This is a genomic window from Streptomyces sp. NPDC048483, from assembly GCF_040651455.1.
Lineage (GTDB): Bacteria > Actinomycetota > Actinomycetes > Streptomycetales > Streptomycetaceae > Streptomyces.
Genome location: NZ_JBEZJZ010000040.1, coordinates 36,543 through 62,969, shown reverse-complemented (window position 1 = coordinate 62,969; position 26,427 = coordinate 36,543). Strand labels below are relative to the sequence as shown.

17 protein-coding genes and 1 other RNA gene are annotated in these 26,427 nt (G+C 72.2%); 8 read left to right on the top strand and 10 right to left on the bottom strand.

What is annotated here, in order from left to right; translation table 11 throughout:
* Positions 1 to 131 precede the first annotated feature (131 nt).
* The 5 genes from ssrA to ftsE form a co-directional block, all read right to left on the bottom strand.
* Positions 132 to 501: a transfer-messenger RNA gene (gene ssrA / locus AB0D04_RS21160) on the bottom strand.
* A gap of 137 nt (positions 502 to 638) precedes the next feature.
* Positions 639 to 1,145: an SsrA-binding protein SmpB gene (smpB, locus tag AB0D04_RS21155; RefSeq protein WP_362705378.1), complete on the bottom strand. Its 507-nt coding sequence runs from the start codon at positions 1,143 to 1,145 to the stop codon at positions 639 to 641.
* Between the two features lie 18 nt (positions 1,146 to 1,163).
* A complete protein-coding gene (locus tag AB0D04_RS21150; RefSeq protein WP_362705375.1) occupies positions 1,164 to 2,366 on the bottom strand; it encodes a S41 family peptidase in 1,203 nt (400 codons plus the stop codon).
* A 68-nt stretch (positions 2,367 to 2,434) separates the two neighbouring features.
* Entirely contained in the window at positions 2,435 to 3,346 is a 912-nt protein-coding gene (gene ftsX / locus AB0D04_RS21145; RefSeq protein ID WP_362705372.1) for a permease-like cell division protein FtsX, read from the bottom strand.
* A 32-nt stretch (positions 3,347 to 3,378) separates the two neighbouring features.
* A complete protein-coding gene (gene ftsE, locus AB0D04_RS21140) occupies positions 3,379 to 4,068 on the bottom strand; it encodes a cell division ATP-binding protein FtsE (protein WP_030069385.1) in 690 nt (229 codons plus the stop codon).
* A gap of 293 nt (positions 4,069 to 4,361) precedes the next feature.
* Between ftsE and AB0D04_RS21135 the strand changes: the two genes are divergently transcribed.
* Positions 4,362 to 4,553, top strand: a complete 192-nt coding sequence (locus tag AB0D04_RS21135) for a hypothetical protein (protein WP_362705369.1) — start codon at positions 4,362 to 4,364, stop codon at positions 4,551 to 4,553.
* 185 nt (positions 4,554 to 4,738) lie between these two features.
* Here the strand turns inward: AB0D04_RS21135 and AB0D04_RS21130 are convergent, their stop codons facing one another.
* The 4 genes from AB0D04_RS21130 to AB0D04_RS21115 all read right to left on the bottom strand — a co-directional run bounded on the left by AB0D04_RS21130 (position 4,739) and on the right by AB0D04_RS21115 (position 10,225).
* A complete protein-coding gene (locus AB0D04_RS21130; RefSeq protein ID WP_362705366.1) occupies positions 4,739 to 5,578 on the bottom strand; it encodes a hypothetical protein in 840 nt (279 codons plus the stop codon).
* A gap of 315 nt (positions 5,579 to 5,893) precedes the next feature.
* Positions 5,894 to 7,000 (bottom strand): peptide chain release factor 2, encoded by a 1,107-nt coding sequence (gene prfB, locus AB0D04_RS21125; protein WP_362705363.1) that lies wholly within the window; start codon positions 6,998 to 7,000, stop codon positions 5,894 to 5,896.
* A 99-nt stretch (positions 7,001 to 7,099) separates the two neighbouring features.
* Complete coding sequence (locus AB0D04_RS21120) at positions 7,100 to 8,401, bottom strand: protein kinase (RefSeq protein WP_362705360.1); 1,302 nt, start codon at positions 8,399 to 8,401, stop codon at positions 7,100 to 7,102.
* 216 nt (positions 8,402 to 8,617) lie between these two features.
* Entirely contained in the window at positions 8,618 to 10,225 is a 1,608-nt protein-coding gene (locus AB0D04_RS21115; protein ID WP_362705358.1) for a serine/threonine-protein kinase, read from the bottom strand.
* 481 nt (positions 10,226 to 10,706) lie between these two features.
* On the opposite strand from AB0D04_RS21115, the gene AB0D04_RS21110 reads away from it, so the two are divergent.
* From AB0D04_RS21110 to AB0D04_RS21090, 5 genes are all read left to right on the top strand, one after another.
* Positions 10,707 to 13,976 (top strand): FHA domain-containing protein, encoded by a 3,270-nt coding sequence (locus AB0D04_RS21110; protein ID WP_362705384.1) that lies wholly within the window; start codon positions 10,707 to 10,709, stop codon positions 13,974 to 13,976.
* Positions 13,977 to 14,608: 632 nt separating this feature from the next.
* Positions 14,609 to 15,982 carry an ABC transporter substrate-binding protein gene (locus AB0D04_RS21105; protein WP_362705355.1) on the top strand — a complete coding sequence of 458 codons (1,374 nt, stop codon included), beginning with the start codon at positions 14,609 to 14,611 and terminating at the stop codon, positions 15,980 to 15,982.
* Positions 15,983 to 16,068: 86 nt separating this feature from the next.
* Complete coding sequence (locus AB0D04_RS21100) at positions 16,069 to 17,451, top strand: sugar ABC transporter permease (protein WP_362705352.1); 1,383 nt, start codon at positions 16,069 to 16,071, stop codon at positions 17,449 to 17,451.
* Positions 17,448 to 18,374 (top strand): carbohydrate ABC transporter permease, encoded by a 927-nt coding sequence (locus AB0D04_RS21095; protein WP_362705349.1) that lies wholly within the window; start codon positions 17,448 to 17,450, stop codon positions 18,372 to 18,374. Before AB0D04_RS21100 ends, AB0D04_RS21095 begins: the two co-directional genes overlap by 4 nt.
* Positions 18,375 to 18,709: 335 nt before the next feature.
* Complete coding sequence (locus AB0D04_RS21090) at positions 18,710 to 19,672, top strand: class I SAM-dependent methyltransferase (protein WP_362705347.1); 963 nt, start codon at positions 18,710 to 18,712, stop codon at positions 19,670 to 19,672.
* 108 nt (positions 19,673 to 19,780) lie between these two features.
* On the opposite strand, the gene AB0D04_RS21085 is transcribed toward AB0D04_RS21090, so the two are convergent.
* Entirely contained in the window at positions 19,781 to 20,485 is a 705-nt protein-coding gene (locus tag AB0D04_RS21085; RefSeq protein ID WP_362705344.1) for a class I SAM-dependent methyltransferase, read from the bottom strand.
* A 233-nt stretch (positions 20,486 to 20,718) separates the two neighbouring features.
* On the opposite strand from AB0D04_RS21085, the gene AB0D04_RS21080 reads away from it, so the two are divergent.
* Complete coding sequence (locus tag AB0D04_RS21080) at positions 20,719 to 24,447, top strand: CDP-glycerol glycerophosphotransferase family protein (RefSeq protein WP_362705341.1); 3,729 nt, start codon at positions 20,719 to 20,721, stop codon at positions 24,445 to 24,447.
* A 281-nt stretch (positions 24,448 to 24,728) separates the two neighbouring features.
* Positions 24,729 to 26,387, top strand: coding sequence for a glycosyltransferase family A protein (locus AB0D04_RS21075; protein ID WP_362705381.1), 1,659 nt, complete (start codon positions 24,729 to 24,731; stop codon positions 26,385 to 26,387).
* Positions 26,388 to 26,427: the final 40 nt, after the last annotated feature.

Here is a 26,427-nt window from a genome sequence, read left to right as displayed (position 1 = left end):
CCTCGCCTACACCGACCCCGCCGCCGCCGCCGCCCTCGCCCTGGCCACCGCGGTGCTCACCTCGCTCGGCCGGCAAACCAAAAAGCCGTTGCCCCGCGAGGATCCTCGCGGGGCAACGGCTTACATGGGATGAGTGGAGATGGCGGGAATCGAACCCGCGTCCAACGGTGCGGAATCAGGGCTTCTCCGAGTGCAGTTCGCTGCGATTTTCTCAGCCCCGGAGATCACGCGAACAAGTCTCCGACGGGCTCAGTCACTGTTTGATTTCCTTCTGGGCCCCGTGACCGGGTCTAGAAGTTTAGTCCCCTAGCTGATGCCAGGATCCGGGTCGGGAACAGCCCCGGGCTGACACTTCGCAAGTCGCTACTTAGGCAGCGAGGGCGAAGGAATCGCGCTTGGTGTTGGCGATTATTGGTTGCGACATATGGTTAACGAGATCATTGCCGCTTCCTCGACTCGCTTCCCCTGCTTCGACATCCGCTGTCGAAACCGATCATCCCCATGTTGATTTATCAAGGCGGCACCTACACCACGGTGCCCGCACCCTCCGTGGGGTGCTGAGCCATCGTACGTGAACAACGCACGACGTTGCCAGCGCATTCCCTTGCCGGCGACGTACGGTCCGCCGGCGCCCGGCCTCAGGCCCGCTGGCGTCGCCGGGCCGAGGAAATGGCGCGGTCCGACTCGCGGCGGTCCTGCTGTTCGCGGAGGGTCTGGCGCTTGTCGTATTCCTTCTTGCCCTTGGCCAGTGCGATCTCGACCTTGGCGCGGCCGTCCTTGAAGTAGAGGGCCAGCGGCACGATCGTGTGGCCGCTCTCCTGGATCTTCGATTGGAGCTTGTCGATCTCATGGCGGTGCAGCAGCAGCTTCCGCTTGCGGCGGGCGCTGTGGTTGGTCCAGGTCCCCTGGGCGTATTCGGGGATGTGGACGTTGTGCAGCCACGCCTCATTACGGTCGATCTGGACGAATCCGTCCACCAGTGACGCCCGGCCCTGCCGTAGCGACTTCACCTCGGTGCCGGTCAGCACCAGGCCACACTCATAGGTGTCCAGAATGTGGTAATCGTGCCGCGCCTTCTTGTGCTGCGCCACGAGCTTGCGCCCGGGGTCCTTGTCCTTACTCTTTTGCTTGGTCTGCTTAGTCATGGTGCCGCCATTTTCGCACTACGTACTGGTGCCGAGGCCACTCAATACTGTGCGGGCCCGTTTTTCCGCGCCGTCCCCGGCGACCAGGTCGGGGGAGATGCCCCGGCCGTCGACGACCTGGCCGGAGGGAGTGCGGTAGTGGCCGACGGTGAGCTCGGCGACCGAGCCGTCGGGGAGGCGGCTGGGCATCTGGACCGAGCCCTTGCCGAAGGTCGGGGAGCCGACGACGATCGCCCGGCCGCGGTCCTGCAGGGCGCCGGCCAGCAGTTCGCCGGCGCTCATCGTGCCGCCGTCGACGAGGACGACCAGCGGGATGCGGGTGCTGCCGCCACGGTCGGCGTACAGGGCGCGCTGGCTGCCGCGGACGTCGTACGTGGCCACCAGGCCGCCGTCCAGGAAGGCGGAGGCGGCGGCGACGGCCTCGGTGACCAGGCCGCCGGCGTTGCCCCGCAGGTCGAGCAGCAGGCCGGCGTGCGGGGAGGCGCGGCGCACCGCCTGGCGGACCGCTTCGCCGGTGCCCTGGGAGAACGCGGCGACCTTGATCCGGGTCGGGCCGCGCCCGCCGGCCGGGCGGTCGACGGTGACGTTCTGGGTTCTCAGACGGGTGCGGTGCAGGGTCGCGGTCCAGTGCCGGGGGCCGCGCTGGAGGTCGAGCCGTACGGAGCTGCCGGCGCCCTCGGCGGGGCGGCGGGCGTCGCCGCGCAGCCAGGCGACGGTCTCGGTGACCGGCCGGCCCCGCACGGCCCGGCCGTCGATCGCGCGCAGCCGGTCGCCGGCGGCGATGCCCGCCCGCGCGGCGGGGCCGTCGGGCTGGACCCGGGACACCCGGATCCGGCCACCGTCGGCCTGCCGCACCCACAGTCCGACGCCCACGTAGGAGCCGTCCAACTGCTGCTGGAAGTCGCGGAACTCGCCGGGGGTGTAGATCGCCGACCAGCGGTCGCCGCTGCGGCTGACGACGTCGGCGGCGGCCTGTGAGCCGGACTTGCCGTCCTCTATGGCCTGGGCCGCGGCGCGTTCGACGGCCGCGTGGTCGGCGGTGCGGCTCTTGGGGGCGGCGGCGACCGTGTTGCCGGACTCCGGCCGCTCCACGGCGCCCTCGGCCCGCTCGCCCCAAGTGCCGGTCGCCACACCCGTGGCGAGCACACTCGCGAAGATCAACGTCAGGGCTGCCCCACGGCGAATGCGGCGGGGCGGGTCGTACGAACACGGGCCCGACATGCCGGTGAGTCTAGGCGACAAAGGGGCGCCGTACGGCAAGTTGACCGTACGGCGCCCCTTGGCAAAGCTCACACCTTGAGGTACTTGCGCAACGCGAAGAACGCGGCGAGGGCGGGCATCAGCAGGCCGATCAGGAGGACCAGCGGCAGTACCTGTGCCACCGAGTCCCAGCCGATGAAGTTGATGACCTGGATCTTCTTGGCCAGCCAGTTGTTGATGAGGATGCCCTTGCCGGCGACGATCAGCACGCAGGCGAAGCCGGCGCCGAGCAGGCCGGCGATGGCGGCCTCCAGGATGAACGGCATCTGGATGTAGAAGCTGGACGCGCCCACCAGGCGCATGATCCCGGTCTCCCGCCGCCTGCTGAACGCCGACACCCGGACGGTGTTGACGATCAGCATCAGCGCAACGATCAGCATCAGCCCCATCACGCACAGCGCGGCGATGTTCATGCCGTTGAGGAGGTTGAACAGCGGCTCAACGGTGTCGCGTTGGTCCTGCACCTCCTGGACGCCGGGCCGCTCGGAGAACGCCGACTTGATCACGTCGTACTTCGTGGGGTCCTTGAGCTTGACCCGGAAGGACTCCGGCAGCTGGTCGGGCGTCACCAGTCCGGCGACGGGCGTGTCACCGAACTGCTCCTTGTAGTGCTTGTATGCCTGGCCGCTGGTCTCGTGATGCACGTTCTGCACGATCGGCAGCCGGTGCAGCTCGGCCAGGATGTCGTCCTTCTGCTGCCCGGTCGCCGCACCCTTGGCGCAGTTGGCACCCGTGTCGGCGTCGTTCTTGTTGCAGAAGAAAATGGAGACATTGACCTTGTCGTACCAATAGCCCTTCATCGTGCTGACCTGGTCGCGCATCAGCAACGAGGCCCCGAACAGGCCGAGCGAGAGGGCTACGGAGACGATGACGGCGAACGTCATCGTGAGGTTTCGGCGGAGACCGACGCCGATCTCCGACAGGACGAACTGGGCGCGCATGGCGTCCTCTCAGTAATGGTTGCCGTACACGCTTAGTGCTGGTAGCCGTACACGCCGCGCGACTGGTCGCGGACGAGTCGGCCCTTTTCGAGTTCCATGACGCGCTTGCGCATCTGGTCGACGATCTGCTGGTCGTGGGTGGCCATGACCACCGTCGTACCGGTCCGGTTGATCCGGTCCAGCAGCTTCATGATGCCGACCGAGGTCTGCGGGTCGAGGTTGCCGGTGGGCTCGTCCGCGATGAGCAGCATCGGGCGATTGACGAAGGCCCGCGCGATGGCGACGCGCTGCTGCTCACCACCGGAGAGTTCACCGGGCATACGGTCCTCTTTGCCGCCGAGGCCGACGAGTTCGAGGACCTCGGGGACCGTCTTGCGGATCTGCCCGCGCGGCTTGCCGATGACCTCGAGCGCAAAGGCCACGTTCTGCCCCACCGTCTTGTTGGGGAGCAGCCGGAAGTCCTGGAAGACGGTGCCCACCTGGCGCCGCATCTGCGGGACCTTCCAGTTGGACAGTTTCGCGAGGTCCTTGCCCAGTACGTGCACGGCGCCATGGCTGGCGCGCTCCTCGCGCAGGAGCAGGCGCAGGAAGGTGGACTTACCGGAGCCCGAGGAACCCACCAGGAAGACGAACTCGCCGCGCTCGATCTCCAGGGAGACATCCCTGAGAGCGGGGCGGTTCTGCTTCGGGTAGGTCTTGGAGACGTTGTCGAATCGGATCACTGATGCACCACGGTCGACCTGGGTAGGGGCACGGGTTGCCGTGTTGCGGCTCCCGTCGGTGTGCGTGACCATACGCGAACCTCGTGTTGCGGCGTAGTCGCCGTGGGGGGTTGGTGCGTTTATTCACGACATCCAGCCGGACATTCCCGTCATCCGGGCGGCGATCACGGCCTTGGGGCCGGGCAAAAGGAACACAATTCCGCGGGGCGCGCCGTTCGGCCGGGAAGCTGGCACAGTGGTAGGGGGAACCAATGCGCCTCCCGGTGCGTTGGCGCAGTGAAGAAGGAGGTCGCATGACGTACGACCGATTGGTGTGCGCCAGCTGCGCGGCCCCTGTGAGCGAGGGCCGCTGCCCTGTGTGCCGGGCCAGCAGGGAACGACTTCAGCAGCAAGAGGGCATATTCGGCCAGCTCAGCCCCGTGATGCTGGTGGTCCTGCTGATCGCGCTGATCGCGGTCGCGGCGCTGCTCCACCAGGCCGTCTGACCGCCTGAGCCGTCCGGGCCCGCCGGGGCCGGTACGCGGGGCGGAGCGCCAAAAGCGCGGGGCAGGTTCTGTTACGTCACCGAGTGCGACCGGTCGTGTGCGCAGCGGCGGGGATGTGTGGGTGAACGCCGATGGGCCCGGGGTGCTGGCTGCACCCCGGGCCCATCGTTTGCTGCATGTCAGCGTCAGGCCGCGGCCGCGCCGCCACCGTTCTTGTTGATCAGACGGGGCAGCAGACGGAAGCCGACACCGCCCGCGATCATCGTCGCCGCGCCGATCAGCAGGAAGGTGGTGCCGGAGGAACCGGTCTCGGCCAGCTCCCCGCCCTTCGGCTGCTGCTTGGGCTGGCCGGGGGTGTCGGACATGCCTTCCTTGCCCTCGCCCGGCTGCTCGATCGGCTTGGAGCCCTCGTTGTCGGTGCCGGTGCCGGTGCTGTCGCCACCAGTGGTGTCGTCGCCGCCGGTGGTCTGGCCGCCGGTGTTCTGGCCGCCGGTGTCCTCGCCGCCGGTGGTCTGGCCGCCGGTGTCCTCGCCGCCGGTGGTCTGGCCACCGTCGTCCTGGCCGCCGGTGTCCTCGCCGCCGGTGGTCTGGCCGCCGCTGTTCTGGCCGCCGGTGTCCTCGCCGCCGGTGGTCTGGCCGCCGCTGTTCTGGCCGCCGGTGTCCTCGCCGCCGGTGGTCTGGCCACCGTCGTCCTGGCCGCCGGTGTCCTCGCCGCCGGTGGTCTGGCCACCGTCGTCCTGACCGCCGGTGTCCTCGCCGCCGGACTGGCCGCCGTCGACCAGGCCGCCGAGGGCGCCGCCGGTGGAGTCGTCGCCGCCGGAGTCGCCGCCGGTGTCACCACCGGAGTCGCCACCACCGAACAACCCGCCGATGATGCCGCCGATGATGCCGCCGTCGTCCTGGCCGGAGCCCGGGCCACCGGTCTCGGCCGCAGAGGCGGCACCGGCGGCGGTGAGCGACGCACCCGCCGCGATCACCGCACTGGCTGCAATGCGCGCTACGCGCAGCCGCGTCTTCTTCGTCATGTACTGCTACCCCCAGTAGCTGAACTCGTCATTGGAGCACCGCTGTACGGGGCGACGAGCTTTGATGGGGGTACGCGAGTCACGGCCCCGCACAGGCGGGCAGGCCACTCAACTCCCCGTTCATACACGCGCCCCAGACATACGCATGCCGCGCTCAGCCTTCCCAGTTCGGCCAACATCGTCAAGGTCGAATAAAGTCCCGATGCCCGAATTGCTAGCGGTTGGGCGATACATGGACATACGACTGTGACCAAACCGCCGCAGCGAAAAACAACTGCCTCCACAAGGGAGACAGTTGTTTTGATACCAGGAGTGCTACTTCTCCTGCTGCTTGCGCCAGCGGATGCCGGCCTCCAGGAAGCCGTCGATGTCGCCGTCCAGGACGGCGGACGGGTTGCCGACCTCGAACTCGGTGCGCAGGTCCTTGACCATCTGGTAGGGGTGCAGGACGTACGAACGCATCTGGTTGCCCCAGGAATTGCCGCCGTCGCCCTTGAGGGCGTCCATCTTGGCCTGCTCCTCCTGGCGGCGGCGCTCCAGGAGCTTGGCCTGGAGGACGTTCATCGCGGAGGCCTTGTTCTGGATCTGCGAGCGTTCGTTCTGACAGGAGACAACGATGCCGGTCGGCAGGTGCGTCAGCCGGACCGCGGAGTCCGTGGTGTTCACACCCTGGCCACCGGGGCCGGAGGAACGGTAGACGTCGACCCGCAGGTCGGACTCGTCGATCTCGACGTGGTCGGTCTTCTCGACGACGGGCAGCACCTCGACACCCGCGAAGGAGGTCTGGCGGCGGCCCTGGTTGTCGAACGGCGAGATGCGCACCAGGCGGTGCGTGCCCTGCTCGACGGAGAGGGTGCCGTAGGCGTACGGAACCTGGATCGCGAAGGTGGTCGACTTGATGCCGGCCTCTTCGGCGTACGAGGTCTCGTACAGCTCGGTCTTGTAGCCGTGGCGCTCGGCCCAGCGCAGATACATCCGCTGGAGCTTCTCGGCGAAGTCGGCGGCATCCACGCCACCGGCCTCGGCGCGGATGTTGACCAGCGCCTCGCGGGCGTCGTACTCGCCCGACAGCAGCGTGCGGACCTCGAGCTCGTCGACCGCCTTGCGGACGGATTCGAGCTCCGTCTCGGCCTCGGCGCGGGCGTCCTCGTCGGCCTCGGCCTCGGCGAGCTCGAAGAGCACCTCGAGGTCGTCGACCCGGGCGCGCAGCTCCTCGGCCCGGCGCAGCTGGCCCTGGAGGTAGGACAGCCGGCTGGTGATCTTCTGGGCGTTCTCCACGTCGTCCCACAGGGACGGCGCCGCGGCCTGCTCCTCGAGCACGGCGATATCGGCCCTCATCTTGTCGAGGTCCAGGACGGCCTCGATCGACCCCATGGTCGAGGAGAGGGACTTCAGCTCTTCGGATACATCGACGACTGCCACGCACCCAGCCTAACGGCTACCGCCGTCAGTGTGTCCCGGCCGGGGCGCCCGGACCCTCCCGTGCCTTGGGCCACGGGCACGGGGAGGGTCCGGGGGCACTCAGGGGACGTCGGACCGGTGAACGCCGGGCCTGGCATCACCCGGCTCGTCGCCGCCCGAGACGGCCCAGCAGCCGAGGCCGATCGCCACGAGGACCGCGGCGCCGACCGCGCCGAGCTTCATCCGGCGGCGGCGCACCGCCTCCGCGGAGGAGCGGTGCCGGGCCGAGCCGGCCCGCCGCTCGCCGGGGACCCTGGGCGTACGGGCGGTGCCGTGGGCGCCGCCCGCCAGCTCGTCCGGGCCCGGGACACGCATGCTCGTATGGGTCTCCCGGTTGGAGTCCGGCGCCGCCCCCTGGACGAGCGGGACCGCGCCGCGCGGCGGGGTGTCCTCGGCCGGGGCGGCCGGCGGGTAGTCGCGGCCCCCGGTGGCCGCCGCGCCCTCCGTGTCGTCCTCCGGCTGCTCGCTGTCGGGCTCGTCGATGTCCAGCGGCGGGATGCCCGCCAGGCCCGGCAGCAGCTCGCGCAGCCGGGCGGCGAGCTCGGGGGCGCGCAGCCGGGAGGCGGGCGCCTTGGCCAGGCACTGCAGCAGCAGCTGCCACAGCTCGTCGGGGATCCCTGGCAGCGGGGCGACGCTCTCGGTGACATGGCGGCGCAGCACTGCCCCGGGGTGGCCGCCGCCGAAGGGGGTGAAGCCGGCGAGCAGCTCGTACAGCACGGTCGCCAGGGCATAGACGTCCACGGAGGCGCGCGGGGGCAGGCCCTCGATGATCTCCGGGGCGAGGTAGTCGGGGGTGCCGATGACCTTGGTCGAGCGGAGCGGGACGGAGGTCCCCCCGGCCGGAGGCTGGGCGAGGGTTCTGCGGGGCGAGTCCACCAGGCGTGCGATGCCGAAGTCGGTGAGCAACGCGGGGTGCGCGCCACCGGGGCCGAGCGCGCCCTGCATGTCCAGGAGGACGTTCTCGGGCTTGACGTCGCGGTGCACGATCCGTTCGGCGTGCGCGGCGGCGAGGCCGTCGGCGACGTCGGCGACTATGGCGACGGCGGCCTCCGGGGCCAGCCGGCGCTCGCGCTCCAGGCGGGTGCGCAGGTCCGTACCGCGTACGAGGTCCATGACCAGCGCCAGGTCGTTGCCGTCGACGACAAGATCGCGGACGCCGACGACATGCGGGTGCTCCAGGCTCAGCAGCGCCGTCCGCTCCTGTACGAAGCGGCCGACGAGCTCCTGGTCGGAGGCGAGATCCTCACGCAACAGCTTGATGGCCACGGCCCCTTCGGGACCCTCGCCCAGCCATACCGTGCCGGCACTGCCGCGCCCCAGGATCTGGTGGGCGGTGTACCGGCTGCCGATCTTCCGTGCCAAAACTGCTCCGACGTGTCGGGCCCCCGAGCGTCCTGCAGGGGCTGAAGTTGGCGTCAAAGCTACGCGGGCGCCAAGGGGTTCAGTGCCCCCGACGGCCACAACCTTCACTTCTGTGCGCGAAATCGCCCATCAGATATCGACAAATCCACAAGGCGGGCAGCGGAACGGCCGGCAACACCAGGTGCGCCGGCCGTCCGTCAGCAAGGGATCAGGGGATCAGGGCTTGGCGTCGTTCACTCCTTGGACGAAGTCCTTCACGCTGGTGATGATGTCCCCGATCTGGGCGAAGAAGCCCTTGGTGGTGCCGATCCACTCCTGGAGCGGGGTCAGCTCCCAGATCAGCCAGCTCGCGACGAACAGGATGAGCAGGGTGAACAGGCAGCCCTTGAGGCAGCCCAGGCCCGGGATCTTCATCGGGTTGGCGCTGCGCTGCCGGGGCTCGCGGCGGGGCCGGGGCTCCGGGGCGGGCGGGCGCTGCGGCTCGTAGCGCTGCGGCGGGGGCTCCTGGCGGCGCTGCGGGGCCGGGCGCTGCGGGGCGGGGCGCTGCTGCTGGGCGTACGGCGGCGGCTGCTGGCCGTACGGGGCCTGCTGCTGGCCGTACGGGGGCTGCTGCTGCGGGCCGGGACGGCGCTGGGGGCGGCGGCGCAGCGGGTCCTCGTTCGGGTCCAGGTACTGCACCTGGGTCTGTTCGTTGCGGTCGCGGGCGGCGCGCAGCTGGGACTCCCAGGGATGCGGACCCTCGGGCTCCTGGGGGCCACCTGGGGGCGCGCCCGTGGGCATCGAGGGCAGCACGCTGGTGGCCCCGGCCGGGTCGTACGAACCGGCGTTGGAAGGCAGGACCTGGGTGGGGTCGGCGTCGCCCGTGCCGTGGCCGCCGTCGGCGCCCGTACCGGGGACCGTGGCGGGCGCCGGGTCGGGGGCGAGCAGCGCGGCGACGCCGAGTGCGGCCTCGGCCGCCGCCGGGGTGGCGTGCACGCCGACGCCGGCCGCGACGGTGCGCAGCGCACGGGCGAGGTTCTCGGCGCTGGGCCGCTCCTCGGGGCGCTTGCGCAGACAGCGCTCTATCACCGTCCACAGCGGCTCGGGGAGCGTGCTGGGGCGGCGCGGCTCCTCGCTCAGGTGGCGGTGCAGCACCTCCAGAGCGGTCGAGCCGGCGAACGGCGGACGGCCGGTGACCAGCTCGTAGAGCAGGATTCCGGCGCCGTAGATGTCCACGGCGGAGGTCTGCGGACGGCCCTCGGCGGACTCCGGCGCCACATAGGCGGGGGTGCCGACGAACTCATGGGTGCGGGTCAGGCCCGGGGAGTCGGCCAGACGGGCGATGCCGAAGTCGGTCAGCATCGGGTGCATCTCGCTGCTGCCGTCCGAGCCGGCGAGCAGGACGTTGGCGGGTTTGAGATCCCGGTGGACGACGCCGTCGGCATGGCTGACCGCCAGGGCGTCGGCGATCTGCGCGGTGAGCAGGGAGGCGGCCACCGGGCTGAAGGGGCCGTTGTCGCGCAGGTAGCGGTGCAGGTCGGGACCGTCGACCAGGTCCATCACCAGGGCGAGCAGATCACCCTCCACGACGAGGTCGCGGGTGCGGACGATGTTGGGGTGGGTGAGCCGCAGCAGGACGGAGCGCTCCCGCAGGAAGCGCATCACCACGTCCGCGTCGTTCGCCAGCTCCTCCTTGAGGACCTTGATCGCGACGGTCTCGCCGGGCTCGCCGGCCACGGCGGCCTCGGCGCCCGCCGTCTCCCGCTGGCGGGCACGCCAGACGGTGCCCGTGGCGCCGCGTCCCAGCGGCTCCTCGAGCAGATACTTGCTGCCTACCGGCCGCACGTCATGCGCTCCCTGGTCGTCTAAGGATCTCTTGCCTGGCCCGCTGGGTCAGCTCGCGGCCCGTCCGACCCACTGTAGGCCGTCGGGCAAAATCCACAGCCTGGAGCCGGGCAGGGCTTGTGGGGAAGACGCGGGCTGCGGGCAGATGGTTGCCGCCGGACGCCGGCCGATCGGCGCGGCGGCCGCGCCACGGGGTCCCGGCCGCTGCGGCAGCTGACCACTGCGATCGAAAACAGGCCGTTCAGCGCGCGCAAGCCGGCACTTTTTCGCCCTTAGAAGACCAATCAAGATCACCAAGCGGCGGTCGGCGGGCGTGTTGTCAGTGGCAGGTGCGAGGATGCCCCCAGCACGCATTGTGGTGGGGGCGCGCGCTCTCCGTCGCGACGTGCGCTTGGGACTTGTACGTGCCGACGAGCTCGGGCGCGGTGGGGGGTGAGCGGAACCCCTGCCGGATTCCCGGCAGAAGGGACCGTTGACGGCGATGCAGATCCGGCTGACCGTCCTCGGGCCGCGCAGCGGCCACACCACACGGGCCTGCGACGTGCTCGTGACGGCCCCGGCCGGGACCGCCCTGGCGTCGGTGGCGGGCTCCCTCGCGGCCTCCGTGGCCGGCCCGGGCACAGACACGGGCGGCGGCGGCCCCGTCGTGCTGTACGCGGGCAGCGAGCGGCTCGACCCGCAGCGCGCGGCGATCGGCGAACCGCCGCTGATCGACGGCGCGGTGCTCGCCCTCCAGGGCCCCGGCCCCGCCCCGGCGCACGGCCTGCCGCACGGTCCCGCCCGGCTGCGCGTCGTCTCCGGCCCCGATGCCGGCGGCGTCCATCTGCTGCACGGCGGCCAGATCCGCATCGGCCGCTCCGCCGACGCGGACGTCCCGCTGGACGACCCCGATGTCTCCCGGCTGCACTGCGCGGTGACGGTCGAGCCCGACGGCTCGGTGTACGTCGCCGACCTGCGCTCCACCAACGGCACCGCCGTCGACGGCATCGACCTCGGCGAGGCGCCCGCACCACTGCGGCCCGGCGCGCTGCTGCGGGTCGGCGAGTCCGCGCTGCGCCTGCAGCCCTCCCCCGGCACCCCGGACCCGGCGCTGCCCGCCGCCCCCGACGGCGAGGGCCATCTGCGGGTCGCACCGGGGGCGGCGACGGGGGTCCCCCCGCTCGATCGAGGCCGTGAGTGGGGGAGGGACGCGGCGGCCGCCACGATGGGGGCGCGGTTCTCCCCCGGCGGCCGGCCCGGCGGGGCGGACCCGTGGGAAGGTCCTTACGGCGCCCAGGGCCCGGCCCCCGCCCCCTTGCCGGCCGCACCACCCGCCCGCGCTCCGCTAAGCGGCCCCGACCGCCGGGACACGCCCCTGCGCGGTACGGCACCCGACGACGGGCCACGGACCGACGGCGCCGGGCAGCCGGGCACCGCGTACGTTCGCCACGACCATGTGCCGTCCCCCCGGGACGGCACCCACGCCGGTCGCCAACCGCTGCTGCCCCCCGACACCCCCCGGACGGCCCGACGCGGCGGCATCGGCGCCTGGGCACGCCGTCTGGCCGGTGGCCGGTACGCCGTGGAGCCGCCGGAGGACACCGGGGCGGCGCCGTCGGAGCCGGTGGGCGGCCCGGCGGACGAGAGGGACGCGGAGGCGGCCGCCGCCGCGCACGAGCGGTGGCCGGATGCCGCCGCCGTCCTCTTGACGGCGCTCGGACCGGGCCCCCGCCTGTGGGAGCGCGGCCAGGACCACGCCGACGCGCTGACCGTCCGGCTGGGGACGACCAGCAAGGGCGGCGGCCGGATCGCCGCGCCGGTCACCGTCGAGCTGCGCCGGGCGGGCTCCCTGGGCCTGGCCGGTCCGCGCGAACGGCTGGCCGGGCTGGCCCGCGCCGCCGTCGCCCAGCTCGCCGCGCTGCACTCCCCCTCCGCCCTCGAGATCGTGCTGATCTCCACGGACCGGGCGCGCGGCACCGAGGAGCGGGTGGCCGACTGGTCCTGGCTCGGGTGGCTGCCGCACCTCCGCCCGGCCCACGGCCAGGACTGCCGGCTGCTGCTCGCCTACGACAAGGAGCAGGCCGCGGCCCGTACGGCCGAGCTGGTGCGCCGCCTGGACGACGGCCCGCTCGGCCCCGACTGGGCCAGCGCCGACCGCACCGAGGTGGCCGCCGCCGCGGCCCGCCACCAGGGCCCGTACACCGTCGTGATCGTGGACGGCGACCTCGGCTCGTCGGAGCTGCGCGAGAGTGCGGCCCGGCTCGCGGCGGGCGGCCCGGCGGCCGGCATCCACCTGATGTGTCTGGCGGAGACGCCCGCCGCGAGCCCCGCCTTCCCGCTGGCCGCGACATACGAGGCCGCCCGGAAGGCCTCACCCGCCTTCGGCGAGTGCGGGGCGGTGGCGGTGCTCAGCGGCGATGTGGCCACGGCGCTGCGCGTCGTGCAGCCCGGTTCCGGGCCGAACGGCACGGTCGCGGCGGTGGACGCGGTCTCCGCCGCCTGGGCCGAGCGGTTCGCCCGGGCGCTGGCCCCGCTGTGCGAGGCCGACACGACGGCCACGGTCGGCGGCCATCAGGTGCACCGCGCCGCCGTCCCCCTGCCCGATGCCTCCCGGCTGCTGGACGAGCTGGGGCTGGCCCGCGCCACCCCGGCATCCCTGATGGCACGCTGGGCCGCCGCCCTGGACACCGACCGGCCCAGCACCCCGGCGGTGCTCGGCGCGGGCCCGCACGGCCCACTGGCCGCCGACCTCGCCGCCGACGGCACACACCTCCTCCTGGAGGGCGCGGCGGCGAGCGGCAAGACCGAGCTGATGCGCTCGCTGGCCGCCTCGCTCGCCGCCGCGGACCGCCCCGATCTGCTGTCGCTGGTCCTGGTGGACGGCGGCGGCAGCGAGCGCGGCGAGGGGCTTCGGGTGTGTACGGACCTGCCGCATGTCACGACGTATCTGGCCGCCTCGGACCCGGTCCGGATGCGGGAGTTCGCGCAGGCGCTGTCCTCGGAGCTGAAGCGGCGCGCGGAAATACTGGGCGGCACGCCGTTCGCCGAGTGGCGCGCCAAGCATCTGCCGGCGCCGCGGATCATCGCCCCGCGCCGTCCGCCCGAAGACGGTGACACACCGCAGGAACCAATTACTCTCCGTAATCGTTGCCGTAATAAGGAAGGAAGCGGCGGCACAGCGGCGGACCCGTCGGGCACAGGCACACTGCGACTGCGGACACGCAGCGGGGACGAGGCCGCGGAGGACCAGGCGCCGCCGATGCCGCGGCTGTTCGTGCTCGTCGACGACTTCGACGCGCTGGTGGCCCCGGCGCTCGGCAGCACGGGCCGGCCGGCCGCCGGCTCCGTGGTGCGTGCCCTGGAGGCGGTGGCCCGGGACGGTGCCGTGCTGGGCGTCCATCTCATAGCGGCGACCGGCCATCCGGACCGTACGGGGGAGACCGCGACCAGCGAACGGGCCGGTCTGCGCATCCAGCTGGGCGCGTCCGGCGACCCGTCCGAGCCGGTGGCGCCGGGCCGCGGGCGGCTGGACCGGGCCGAGGACGGCTCCTCGACGCCGTTCCAGGCGGGCCGGGTGACCGGCCGGATACCCCGGACGTCCACCTTGCGGCCGACGGTCGTACCGCTGGAGTGGCAGCGGATGGGGGACCCGCCGGCCCGCCGGCCGCTGCGCGAGCTGGGCAACGGCCCGACGGATCTGGCCCTGCTGGCCAGCGCGCTGCAGCGGGCCGCCCAGTCCTTGGCGGCGGCCGGCGCGCCGCCCTTGCTGTGAGTCACGTGGTGTCGGCGTGAAGCTCCTGGTGTGAGTGCCGCGGCGCCGCCTCCCCGGCGCGAGTGGGGGCGGCGGCGCCCCCGGCCCTACCGCCCGGCCCTCGGCGCCCGCCCCCGACGGCCCGGCGCTCCGACGGCCCCACGGCCCCACGGCCCGGCACTCCGACGGCCCGTAACAGCCCCATTACAAATGGCCAGTTGAGGCCGGAAGCGGTATTGCGGCGCCGGGGATCCGGGCGTAGACCTGTCGCACACCGCGGAGCACAACGGCACCGCAGAGCACGCCGGGCCGCGGCCGCCGCCCGGCACAGCCGAGCACGTCGGCCGCCCGGCGCAGGAGAACCGCGCAACGGCACGGCGAAGAACACCGGCCGCACCGGCACCACCGCACGCACCACCGCACCGGCACCGGCATCGGCACCGGCACCGCCAAGAGGACCACCCGCACCGGCACGCCGCACCACACCGCGGACAACACCGCCGCGCCGCGCCACCGCACCACGGAGAACACCAGCGCACCGGCACGCCGCACCGCACCACCGCACCGCGAAGAGCACCACCGCACCACGCACCGGCACCACCGCACCGGCACCACCGCACGCACGGCAGGCGCAGTGATAAGGGGCTACGGGGATGCGCACACGATTCGACCGGACGGCTGGACGCGCCATGGGGGCCCTGGCGGCGACGGCTGCGCTTGCCGTCGCGCTGGCGGCGTGCGGCGGGACGAAGGACGACGGCGGGAGCAGCGGCGGCGGCGGGAAGGGTGGCAGTACCGCTCCCACCGTGCAGCTCCCGCGGCTCGGCGGACAGAAACTCCAGGTCACCGCGGTCTGGACGGGTCCCGAGCGGGAGAACTTCGTCAAGGTGCTGGACGAGTTCGAGAAGCGCACCGGTGCCAAGGTCGACTTCGTGCCCAGCGGTGACGACATGGCCGGGTTCATCGGCTCCAAGATCGCCGGCGGCGGGCCGCCGGACATTGCGATGCTCCAACAGGTCGGGGTGCTCAATGAGTTCGCCCAGAAGGGCTGGCTCAAGCCGCTGGGCTCCACTGCCAAGGCGCAGCTGGCGAAGAACTACACAAAGGGCTGGCAGGATCTGGGCGCCCACAAGGGCACGCAGTACGGCGTCTATTTCAAGGCCAGCAACAAGTCGCTGGTCTGGTACAACGCCACGGCGTTCGGCAATGCGGGCGTCGGCGAGCCCAAGAATTGGAAGGACTTCCTCAAGGCCGCGCAGACGGTGTCGGATTCGGGTGTCGAGCCGGTTTCGGTGGGCGGTGCGGACGGCTGGACGCTGACCGACTGGTTCGAGAATGTCTATCTCTCACAGGCCGGACCGGAGAAGTACGACCAGCTGGCGCAGCACAGGATCAAGTGGACGGATCCCTCGGTCAAGCAGGCGCTGACCACGCTGGGCGGGCTCTTCGGCCGTAAGGATCTGCTGGCGGGCGGCAATTCCGGCGCCTTGCAGACCGACTTCCCGACATCGGTGACGCAGACCTTCAGCGGCGGCGATGCGCCGAAGGCCGCGATGGTGTCGTCGGCGGACTTCGCGGCGGCCAATATCGCGCAGACGAAGGCCGCGGTGGGCACCGATGCCAAGGTGTTCCCGTTCCCGGCGGTGGGGGCCCGGTCCCCGGTGGTGACCGGCGGCGATGTGGCGGTGGCGCTCAAGGACAGCAAGGCGTCGCAGGCGCTGCTGACGTTCCTGGCGTCGACGGATGCGGCCAAGATCTGGGCGCAGGCGGGCGGGTTCATCTCGCCGAACAAGGAGCTGGACCAGGCGGCGTACGCCAATGATGTGATGCGCAAGATCGCCAAGGCGCTGGTCGCGGCGGGTGACGGCTTCCGCTTCGACATGTCCGACCAGGCTCCGGCCTCCTTCGGCGGCAAGCCGGGGCAGGGCGAGTGGAAGGCCCTGCAGGACTTCCTCAAGAACCCCAAGGACATCGCGGGGACGCAGGCGCAGCTGGAGAAGGATGCCGCGAAGTCGTTCGGGCGCTGACGCCGGCCGCCTCGAGAAACGGACCGGCGAACCGACCGGGAACGGTCCGGTGAGCGGTCCGGGGAACGGACCTGGGGGACGTCACGATGAGCGAGTCAGAGGTCGTAGTCGAAAGGCCCGTCGTCAAGAGACGCGGCGCGGGTCGGAGCGTCGTGGGGACGCGCCGCTGGGTCGCGGTCGTCTTTCTGCTGCCGGCGCTGGTGTTGCTCGGTGCGCTGGTGGTCTATCCCATTGTTTTCTCCGTCTACCGCAGCCTGTTCGATGCGTCCGGTGACGGCTTTGTGGGGCTGGGCAATTACGGCGAGATGTTCTCGGACGACGGGATCCGTACGGCGCTGAAGAACAATGTGATCTGGGTTGTGGTGGCGCCGGCCGTTTCCACCGCCCTGGGGCTGATCTTCGCGGTGCTGACCGAGCGGATCCGCTGGGGCACGGCGTTCAAGCTGGTCGTGTTCATGCCGATGGCGATCTCCATGCTGGCGGCGGGCATCATCTTCCGGCTGGTCTACGACCAGGACCCGGAGCGGGGGGTGGCCAATGCGGTGTGGGTGAGCGTGCACGACACGTTCGCCGAGCCCGCGCCGTTCCCGGGCGCCAAGCCCCGGCCGAACGCCGATCTGCGGCCGTCGGGCGGCGGCGCGTTCACCACGCGGTCGGCCGTACGGGCGGCCGCTTCCGGGGCCTCGGCGTCCTCGGGGTCGTCGGCGTCCCCGGTGAATCTGCCGCTGGTCGCCGTGCAGCAGGCCGATGTCCGGGACGCAAAGCCGGCGGCCGCCGCCGGGCCGCAGCCGGGCAAGGTCACCGGCACGGTCTGGCTGGATTTCACGCGTGGGGGCGGTGGCCGGCCGAACGTCATCGACGGCAGGGAGAAGGCGCTGGCGGGGCTGACGGTCGAGGCGGTCAAGGGCGGCACGGTGGTTGCCTCGGCGACGACCGCGGCCGACGGGACGTATGCGCTGCCCGCGGACAAGGCGGACGGCGCCCGGCTGCGGCTGCCCGCGGCGAACTTCGCGGAGTCCTACAACGGCGTGGACTGGCTGGGCCCGGCGCTGGTCACCCCGGCCATCATCGGCAGTTATGTCTGGATGTGGGCAGGTTTCGCCATGGTGCTGATCGCGGCGGGGCTGGCGGCGGTGCCGCGCGAGCTGCTGGAGGCAGCGCGGGTGGACGGCGCGGGCGAGTGGCAGGTGTTCCGCCGGATCACGGTGCCGCTGCTGGCGCCCGTCCTGGTCGTCGTGCTGGTCACGCTGATGATCAATGTGCTGAAGATCTTCGACCTGGTCTACATCATCGCGCCGGGGTCCAGCATCCGGTCCGCCAATGTGCTCGCGCTCCAGCTCTTCCAGTCGTCGTTCGGTACGGATGTCGACGAGGGCCTGGGCAGTGCGATCGCCGTATTCCTGCTGCTGCTTGTGCTGCCGGTGATGTACGTCAATCTCCGGCGCATCCGGAAGGAGCGTGGCCGATGACGACCACGGAGAGGGCCGTTTCGGCCGGGCGCGTGGACGGTGCCGGCGGCCGGGCCGGCCGGGGACCGGCGAGACAGTCGCCGGCCACCCGTATCGCGGCCCGGACCGGCGGCGGCGCGCTGCGGATCTTCCTTGTCCTCGTCGCGCTGTTCTGGCTGATGCCGACCATCGGCCTGCTGCTGTCCTCGCTGCGCAGCCCGCAGCAGATCGCCGAGTCGGGCTGGTGGCAGGTGTTCGTCCGGCCGGCCCAGATCACCGTCGACAACTACAGCCAGCTGCTGGGCAACGAGAAGGTGATGGGTTCGCTGCTGACCACCGCGGCGATCACGGTGCCGGCGACGGTGCTGGTGGTGGTCATCGGGTCGCTGGCCGGCTATGCCTTCGCGTGGATGGACTTTCCGGGGCGCGACGGCTGGTTCATGGTGGTCGTCGGGCTGCTGGTGGTGCCGGTACAGGTGGCGCTGATCCCGGTGGCCAAACTGTTCGGCGCGGTGGGGCTGTTCGAGACGACGGCCGGGGTGGTGCTCTTCCATACGGCCTTCGGGCTGCCGTTCGCGGTGTTCTTGCTGCGGAACTTTTTCGCGGAGATTCCGCGTGAGCTGCTGGAGGCGGCGCGGCTGGACGGGGCGGGTGAGCTGCGGTTGTTCACCCGGGTGGTGATGCCGCTGGGCGGGCCGGCGATCGCGTCGCTGGGGATCTTCCAGTTCCTGTGGGTGTGGAACGACATGCTGATCGCACTGATCTTCGCGGACAGCGGCAGTCCCCCGGTCACGGTGGCGCTTCAGCAGGAGGTGCGGCAGTTCGGCAACAACATCGATGTGCTGGCGCCGGGTGCGTTTGTGTCGATGGTGGTGCCGCTGATCGTCTTCTTCGCCTTCCAGCGGCAGTTCGTCTCGGGTGTGATGGCGGGCGCGGTGAAGTAGCGGCAGGGCCGTGTGCGGCGCGGGGCCCGGAGCCCGGGGGCCGGGCGTGACGCGCGCCATCTTCCGTTCATGTCTGTCCCCCTACGATGACGGCCGATGACGGCCAGTGCCGTGAAACGCATGGTGCGCCGGGGTCGTGTCGTGGACACTGCGTAGATGGGCCCGGACGTTTCGCGTGCCGGGCGGTGGCGCCCTGCCCCCTGCGCGGGTCGCGCCCACGGCGGAACCGGCCCCGGCGCCGGCTGCATCTACAACAGCAGACACTCCCCCCACGTAGATCCACATACGAGTCGCACATCGCCATCGATTCCCGACCGTCTGGAGACGGACCGCACATGACTGCCCCCATCGCAGACCAGAGTGCCGAACAACTCCCTTGCCCCACCCGGCTGTCCGATGTGAAGGGCTGGTTCTTCACCGCCGACCAGCTGCTCTTCGACTGGTTCCTTGCGCATCAGCGGGACCATGCGGTCTCGGGTGATCTGCTCGAGCTGGGAGCGTACATGGGCAAAAGCGCCATTTTCATGGGCGCTCGGATGCGCTCCGACGAGCTTTTCACGGTCTGCGATCTCTTCGATTCCCCCGCCGAGGACGCCTCCAATTCCAAGGAGATGAAGAAGTCCTACGCAACGCTGACCCGCCGCGCCTTCGAGGCCAACTACCTCTCGTTCCATGACGAGCTGCCCACCATCGTGCAGGGCCTGAGCTCCGTGGTCCGTGACCATGTCGGCGACGACTCGGTGCGCTTCGCCCATATCGACGCCTCGCATCTGTATGAGCATGTGCACGGCGACATCCTGGCGGTGCGCGAGCTGCTCACCAAGGACGGTGTGGTCGTGATGGACGACTACCGCGCCGAGCACTGCCCGGGGGTGGCCGCCGCCACCTGGCAGGCCGTGGCGAACGAGGGGCTGCGTCCCGTCTGCATCACCGGCACCAAGTTCTACGGGACGTGGGGCGACCCGGAGCCGCTGCGGAAGGCGCTGCTGGAGTGGGTCCAGTCCCGTAAGGACGTCTGGCACGAGGTGCAGTACGTCAACGACGCCCCGCTGATCCGGCTGAGCGCCAAGGGCGCCAAGGAGCCCGCGCAGCCGGTGTCCCGGCACAAGCCGAAGGCCGCGGCGCACCCGCCCCAGCGGCCGGCGGCCCCGAAGGCGTCCGCGACCGGGCCGGCGGGCCGTCCGGCGCCCCGGCGGCAGCGCAGTGTGCTGCGCAGGGTCGCGCTGGATGTGCTGCCGCCGGTCGTCACGCGGGCGATCGTCTCCGCCCGCCGGAAGGGCCGTTCGGCGGGGCGCTGAGCGAGCGGAACATGGGCGTACGGGTCCGGGCACGCAGCCTGGTCCGTACGCCTTTCCGTGCCACGGACACACCGGACGCGCCGGACACGCCGGCCGTGCCGAACACGCCTACCGCGGTACCTGCCCCACCAGCGCGAACACATTGCGCCGCAGCAGCTTCCCGGCCGCGCGCGGCAGCGGGTAGGAGTACGTGCGCCGTACGGCCAGCCCCGCCGACTCGGCGAAGGCGCGCAGCAGGGTGAAGTCGGTGAAGCGGACGGGGGCCGCCTCGGCGCGGTGGCCGGCCTCCTGCGGGGTGATCAACAGGACGCCGCCGCCCGGCCGTACGTAGCGGAGATAGGCCCGCAGCAGGCCCTCGACCTGTTCGTCCTCCAGGTGCTCGAGGACATGTGCGCACAGCAGCGCGTCGAAGGTGCCGGGCCGGGCGTGCGGGCTCGCGAGGAAGGCGTCGGCGGTGTAGGCGGTGAGGCCGCGGGCGCGGCATTTGTGGACGGAGCGCGGGTCGTGGTCGATGCCGACGCTGCCGGGTGCGCAGTCGGCGAGGGTGTCGCCCACCCCGCATCCGATGTCCAGTACCCGTCCGGAGCCGATGCGGCGCAGCTGCCGGCGGTAGCAGGGCCGGGCGGGCAAGGGCCGTACGACGCCGGTGCGTTCGCCGGCCGTGAGGGGGGTGCCGCCCTGCTCCTCGAGAGCTTGGGCGGTGGAGGCGTGCGGGGCGGTGCCGGGGCCGCCCGCGGGCCGGGTGCCGCGGGTCTCCGGGGCGGGTACGTCGGGCCTGTTGGCGGCGGTGGAGCTGTGGGTTCGGCCGGGCATCGGGTCGCGGTCACCTTTCCCTGGGGACATGGCGCGTGGGGTGCCATGACGCTGCCCAAGGGTCTACGGCATCGAGGGGGAGCGGGGCGGTGCGGCACGCCGCCCTGCCGCGGGCCCTGGCCGTCTCACCCTTTCAGCGCAGATCCGGTGACCGGGCCGCCGACGGGCGAGTTGAACGCGCAATGCCGTGCTGCGACTGATCGGCATGTGTCCGGAAAGGCAGGTCCGCGCGTATGAAGCCTCGGCTCACCGTGGTCGTCCCGGTCCCGCGCCCGGAGGGGCCGGTGCGGAACGTGGAGGAGTGTCTGGAGTCGGTGGCGGCCCAGACGCTGACGGAGCTGGATGTGGTGCTGGTGGAGGGCGGGTGCGCGGTGGAGGGGCCTGCGGAGGGCGCCGCGCTCGTGCGGGCGTTCGCCGACCGGGACCCGAGGTTCCGTGTCGTCCGTCATCGGGGCGGCCGTCCGGGAGGCGTCCTCACCCTCGGCGCGGCGCGCAACGCCGGTGCCCGGCACGCCTCTCCGCACTCCGACTACCTGGCGTTTCTCGACGCCGATGATGTGCTGCTGCCGCGTGCGTACGAGGATCTGACGGGTCTGCTGGACCGGTCGGGCGCCGACTTCGCGACCGGCAATGTCTACCGGCTCGGCGCGGCCGGCCGCAGCCAGTCCCGGCAGCACCCGGCGGTCCGCGACACCGTGCTGCGTACGCATGTCACCGAGGACCGCACGCTGTTGTCCGACCACTTCGCCCGGAACAAGGTTTTCCGCCGCGCGTTCTGGGATCTGCAGGAATTCGCTTTTCCGGAAGGGGAGTTGTGCGATGACGCGGCGGTGACGGTGCCCGCGCACTTCCTGGCCCGTGCGGTGGCCGTCCGTCACGATCACGTCGTCCACTGGCGGCTGCCGGAGGGCGCCGCGCGGCACCGGCGGCCCGATGTGCCGGGCGTACGGGAGCGGTTCGCGGCGGTGGGCGCGATCCGGCGCTTCCTCGCCGATCCGGCGCACCCGGCCCGCCATGCCTTTCGGCGCGACTACGACCGGTGGGTGCTCACTGACGGGCTGCTGGACCTGGTGGCGGCGCTGCCCGCGGCGGCGCCCGAGTGCCGTGCCGCGTTCCTGGAGGGCGCCCGCGACGTCCTTGCCGGGGTCGATCCGCGGCTGTTCCCCACGCTTCCGGTGGAGCTGCGGATGCGCTGGTATCTGATCCGGGCCGGGCGTCTCGCGGACCTTGTCGCGCTGCTTGCGTACGAGGCGCGTAACCCGGCCGGATTCGACGTCGTGGGCCCGCCGCTGCGCAAGCGCGCGGTGCTGCCGTTCGCTCCTTTGCTGGAGCTGCCGCCGGGGGTGACGCGGCTGGACCGTACGGATCTGCCCGTACGGGCGCGGGTCCTGGAGGCGGTGTGGCGATGGGGGTCCGCCCGCTCGGGCAGAGCCGAGAGTGGGGGAGGGTCGCTGGTGCTGCGCGGCTATGCGTATATCCGCAACCTGGATGTGCCCGCCCGGCACGGCTCGCTGCGGACGGTGGTGCTTGCCCAGGGGCGGCGCCGGATTCTCCTTCCGCTGCGGCCGGTGGCGATGCCGCGGGCGACCGCGGAGTCCGGTCAGGAGCGGCACTGTTACGACGGGGCGGGCTTCGAGGTGACGCTCGATCCGGCCCGGCTGCGCAGGGGCGGGCGCTGGGAGGAGGGGGACTGGACGGTGGGGGTGATCGTCGCGTCGGCGGGTGTGGTGCGGGCGGCGGCGCTGCGGGTGGCGGACACCGGCTCGGGGGCGTCGCCGCTCGCGTACGAGGTGGGTGAGGGCGGCGTACGGATCGTGCCCCGCTGTGCCGACGGGCGGCTGCGGCTGTCGGTGGAACGTCCGGTGCACCGTCTGACCGGCCATCATGCCGTGTCGGCGGAGGTCCTGGAGCTGACCGTGACGGCGCCGGGCCCGCTGCCGGTCGCCCTGCGGCTGACCCATCAGGGGGCGGGCACGGTGGTGACGTTTCCCGTGGAGCCGGACCGGGCGGCGGGCACGGCACCGCCGGGCGGCGCGGCGGGGCGCGGGGAAGCCGCGCGCCCCGGGGATCTCCTCACCCTGCGTCTCCGTCCCGGCGCGCTGGCCGCGGCGCGCCCTGCCCGGGAGGGTGTGCCGCGGGCGGTCCCGCCGGTGCACAGTGAGACGTGGATGCCGGAGCTGGTGCTGCCCGGTGGCGGTACGGCGCCGATCGCCTGCCCGCCCGGACTGTCGCCTGCCGGGCATCCGCTGCCGCACGGTCGTGAACTGGTCGTCGCGGCCACCGCCACCGGATGTCTCGTCCTCCATGACCGTACGCCCCAGCCGTATGTGGACCGTGTCGTCTGGCGGGCGGACGGCACCCTCCTGGTGGCGGGGTGGTTGCCGGACTCCGCGCCGCCGGCCGTCGAGATCGTGCTCCGGCACGGTGCGCACGCGGTCGAGGCGGGGTTCCCGGCCACCCGCGACGGCGGCCGCTTCCACTGCGCGCTTCCGCTCGGCGCCCTGCCGTCCCTCGCGGGTGAGCTGCCGTTGCGCGAGGGGCGCTGGACGCTGCATCTGCGGGAGCCGGGCGTGGGGGGTGCGTCATGGCCGGGAGGGGCGGAGGGCTCGGGGGCGGGGTCGTTCCTGGACGCGCCGGTCCGTTTCGCGCCCGCCGTTTTCGACGGCCTGCCCGTCTCGCGTACGGTGCGCGGCAAGCCGCTGACCCTGGACCGGTACCGGCACGACGAGGCGTTCGTGGCGGCGGGTCCGGCGCTGCCCGCCACCGACCGCGGCCCCTACCGCCGCCGGGTGCTGCGTGAGCTGCACTATCCGCTGCACCGGGGCCGTCCGCTGCGTGAGGCCGTCCTCTACAGCAGCTTCGGGGGCCGGTCGTACGGGGACTCGCCGCGTGCGGTGCACGAGGAGCTGGTGCGCCGGGGCGCCGATGTCACGCATCTGTGGGCGGTGCGTGATGCGCAGGCCGCGATGCCGGACACCGCGCGTGCGGTGGTCGTGGGGAGCGCGGAGTGGCACGGTGCGCTGGCGCACAGCCGCTGGGTCGTCACCAATACGCATCTGCCGTCCTGGTTCCTGCGCCGCGACGGGCAGACCGTCGTCCAGACCTGGCACGGCACCCCGCTCAAGCAGATCGGCGCGCATCTGGCGGGCACTTTCTGCGCGGGGCTCGCCCATCTGGCGCCGCGGCCGCACCTGGGCCGCCAGTGGAGCGTGCTGCTGTCGCCCAACGCGCACAGCACGCCCGTACTGCGCTCCGCCCTCGGCTATCGCGGTGGGCTCGTGGAGTCCGGGCTGCCGCGGACGGACGCGCTGGTGGCGGCGGACCGGGACCGGGCGGGGGCCGCCGTACGCGCGCGCCTGGGGATCGAGCCGGGCCGCACGGTCGTCCTGTACGCGCCCACCCTCCGCGACGATCTCGCCTACGACGCCGCCCACCACCGCCTCCATCTCCCCCTCGACCTGGGGCTGGCCCGTAGCGCCCTGTCGGACGGGCATGTCCTCCTGGTCCGCAGTCACCCGCTGGTGGCCGACCGGCTGCCGGCCCTGCCCCGAGCGCTCGGCTCGTCCCCCACGAGCAGGGGGACCCCCGTCGCCCCCGTCGCCCCCTTCGCGCTCGATGTCTCCGACCACCCCGATGCCACCGAACTTCTCCTGGCCGCCGATGTCCTGGTCACCGACTACTCCTCGCTGGCCGCCGACTTCGCCAACACCGGCCGTCCGATGCTCTTTCTGACGCCCGATCTGCCGCACTACCGCGACACCCTGCGCGGCTTCACCCTCGACTTCGAGGCCCGGGTGCCGGGCCCGCTGCTCGCCTCCACCGGTGAACTGATCGATGCGCTGGGCGACTTGGCGGGCATTGCGCGGGCCGGTGCGGAGGCGTACGCGGATTTCCGGGAGGCCTTCTGTCATCTGGACGACGGCGGCGCGGCGGCCCGGGTGGCCGATCTGCTCACCGGGTGAGCCGTCGGGGACCGGCGGCGGACGGGGCGGCGGCAAGGTGGTGGCGCCCGGATCGGCATCGCGCGGCGCTCGCGTCGTTACAGATTGTGCAGGCGCCCTCACGGAGCCGTGCACACCCCGAGCCCGGCCTTCCGACCCGCCACAAGAGGGCAATGTCGCGGAAAACCGTGGCAACGGGTGCAACCGTGCGACGGGATTCCCCCTCTGACCCATCAGACAAAAGGACCGGATCCCGCTCACGCCCAGAGATGCTGTCGAGACGAAATGTAGATGTAGTGACTGTGAAAGAAGCCCTTGAGCCACCGCCTGGGCCCACCATCACGCCCACCGCGCAGGTCAGCATCGTCGTCATCGCCTTCAACGATGCCGCCCATGTCTCCGCTGCCGTGCGCTCCGCACTCATTCAGGGCAAACCCGGTGAAACCGTCACCGAGGTGATCGCGGTGAACGACGCCTCCACCGACGCCACGGGCGAGACCCTGGACGCGCTCGCCCGTAGCGATCCCCGGCTGCGGGTGATCCACCGCACCGAGAACAGCGGCGGCTGCGGGACCCCGCGCAACGAGGGGCTGCGCGCCGCCACCGGCCGCTTCGTGATGTTCCTGGACAGCGATGACGTCCTGCCGACGGGGGCGGCCCAGGCCCTGCTGGCCGCCGCCCTGCGCCATGAGGCGCCGGTGACGGCGGGCGCGTGTGTGCGCCGCGAGCTGCCCGCGAAGCGCGATGTCGCCTGGCAGCCCGCCCTTTACCGCGAGCCGGCCGTGCACGGCTCCGCCGAGGCCAGCCCGCACCTGGTCCGCGACACCCTGTGTGTCAACAAGCTGTATGAACGAACGTTCCTGTTGGCGCACGGCATCGCCTTCCCCGAGGGCCGCTACACGTACGAGGACTTCGTCTTCACGGCCCGCGTGCTGGCCGCCGCGCCCCGCATCGCGACGATCCCCGACCACGTCTACATCTGGCACGTCCGCCGCAGCGCCGCCAAGCAGTCCATCTCCCTCGACCGCAAGAACGTCGCCAACTGGCAGGCCCGTATCGACGCCCACCGGGCCAGCGTGCAGATCTTCCTGGACGCCGGGCACAAGGCCCTCGCGCATGCCGCGGACACCAAGTTCCTCGACCATGACCTGCGGCTCTACGTCCGTGAGCTGCACACCCGCGGCGCCGAGTACCGGGCGGAGTGGTGGCGGCTGACCCGCGACTACCTGGCCGGCTTCGACGAGGCCGACCTCCGTGCCGCCCGCGCCCCCGCCCGCTGGCTGGCCCGCGTCGTCCTGGCCTCCCCCGCCCCGCGCGACCTGGAACGCCTCACCCAGCTGGCGGCCCGCCCCGGCCGGCTCCTGCCGCCCTACGCCGAGGCCGACGGTCTCGCCGTGTGGTCCTCGGACCTCCCCGAGGTCGAGCTGGACGCCCTCGGCACCAAGCCGATGCACCGCCTCCCGGTGACCATCGACGCCGAGCCGGCCATCGGCGCCCGCAGCACGCTGCGGCTGCGCGTCCACGACCTCTACGGACGGCTGGCCGCGGCGGGCCCGGTCAGCATCGACATAGAGCTGCGCCGCCGCCGGGACGAGCGCCGCGGCCCGGTCCACACGGCCGCACTCACCCCTGCCCCGCCCCCGCCCGCCACCGGGTCCGAGACCTGCTGGACCGCCGAGGTGGTCCTGAACCTGGCGGCCCTGACCGAGCGGGACACCGACCGCTCGGCCGGCCCCGAGCCATGGGACCTGATGGCCGAGGTGCGCTGCGCGGACGGCTCCCACTTCCGCGCCTCGCTCCGCGCGACCGGCCCCGGTCTGCGCCGCCGCGTCCTGCCCAGCCGGCGCCACCTCTTCCTTCTGGCCCAGCCGTATGCGACGACCGGCGGCGCTCTCTCCCTGCGGGTGGCCTCCGGCCTGCGCAGCCTGTGGCGCATCGCGGCCCGCAAGCTCCGCCGCTGAGCTGTTTCCCCTCCCGCTTCCCGTCCCGCTCCCCGTCCCC

Coding starts and splice junctions, on each gene's coding strand:
- smpB (WP_362705378.1), bottom strand. CDS start 1,145: ATGACTAAGCAGACCAAGCAAAAGAGTAAGGACAAGGACCCCGGGCGC.
- AB0D04_RS21110 (WP_362705384.1), top strand. CDS start 10,707: ATGCAGATCCGGCTGACCGTCCTCGGGCCGCGCAGCGGCCACACCACA.
- AB0D04_RS21150 (WP_362705375.1), bottom strand. CDS start 2,366: ATGTCGGGCCCGTGTTCGTACGACCCGCCCCGCCGCATTCGCCGTGGG.
- AB0D04_RS21135 (WP_362705369.1), top strand. CDS start 4,362: ATGACGTACGACCGATTGGTGTGCGCCAGCTGCGCGGCCCCTGTGAGC.
- AB0D04_RS21105 (WP_362705355.1), top strand. CDS start 14,609: ATGCGCACACGATTCGACCGGACGGCTGGACGCGCCATGGGGGCCCTG.
- AB0D04_RS21095 (WP_362705349.1), top strand. CDS start 17,448: ATGACGACCACGGAGAGGGCCGTTTCGGCCGGGCGCGTGGACGGTGCC.
- AB0D04_RS21090 (WP_362705347.1), top strand. CDS start 18,710: ATGACTGCCCCCATCGCAGACCAGAGTGCCGAACAACTCCCTTGCCCC.
- ftsX (WP_362705372.1), bottom strand. CDS start 3,346: ATGCGCGCCCAGTTCGTCCTGTCGGAGATCGGCGTCGGTCTCCGCCGA.
- AB0D04_RS21130 (WP_362705366.1), bottom strand. CDS start 5,578: ATGACGAAGAAGACGCGGCTGCGCGTAGCGCGCATTGCAGCCAGTGCG.
- AB0D04_RS21085 (WP_362705344.1), bottom strand. CDS start 20,485: ATGCCCGGCCGAACCCACAGCTCCACCGCCGCCAACAGGCCCGACGTA.
- AB0D04_RS21080 (WP_362705341.1), top strand. CDS start 20,719: ATGAAGCCTCGGCTCACCGTGGTCGTCCCGGTCCCGCGCCCGGAGGGG.
- AB0D04_RS21100 (WP_362705352.1), top strand. CDS start 16,069: ATGAGCGAGTCAGAGGTCGTAGTCGAAAGGCCCGTCGTCAAGAGACGC.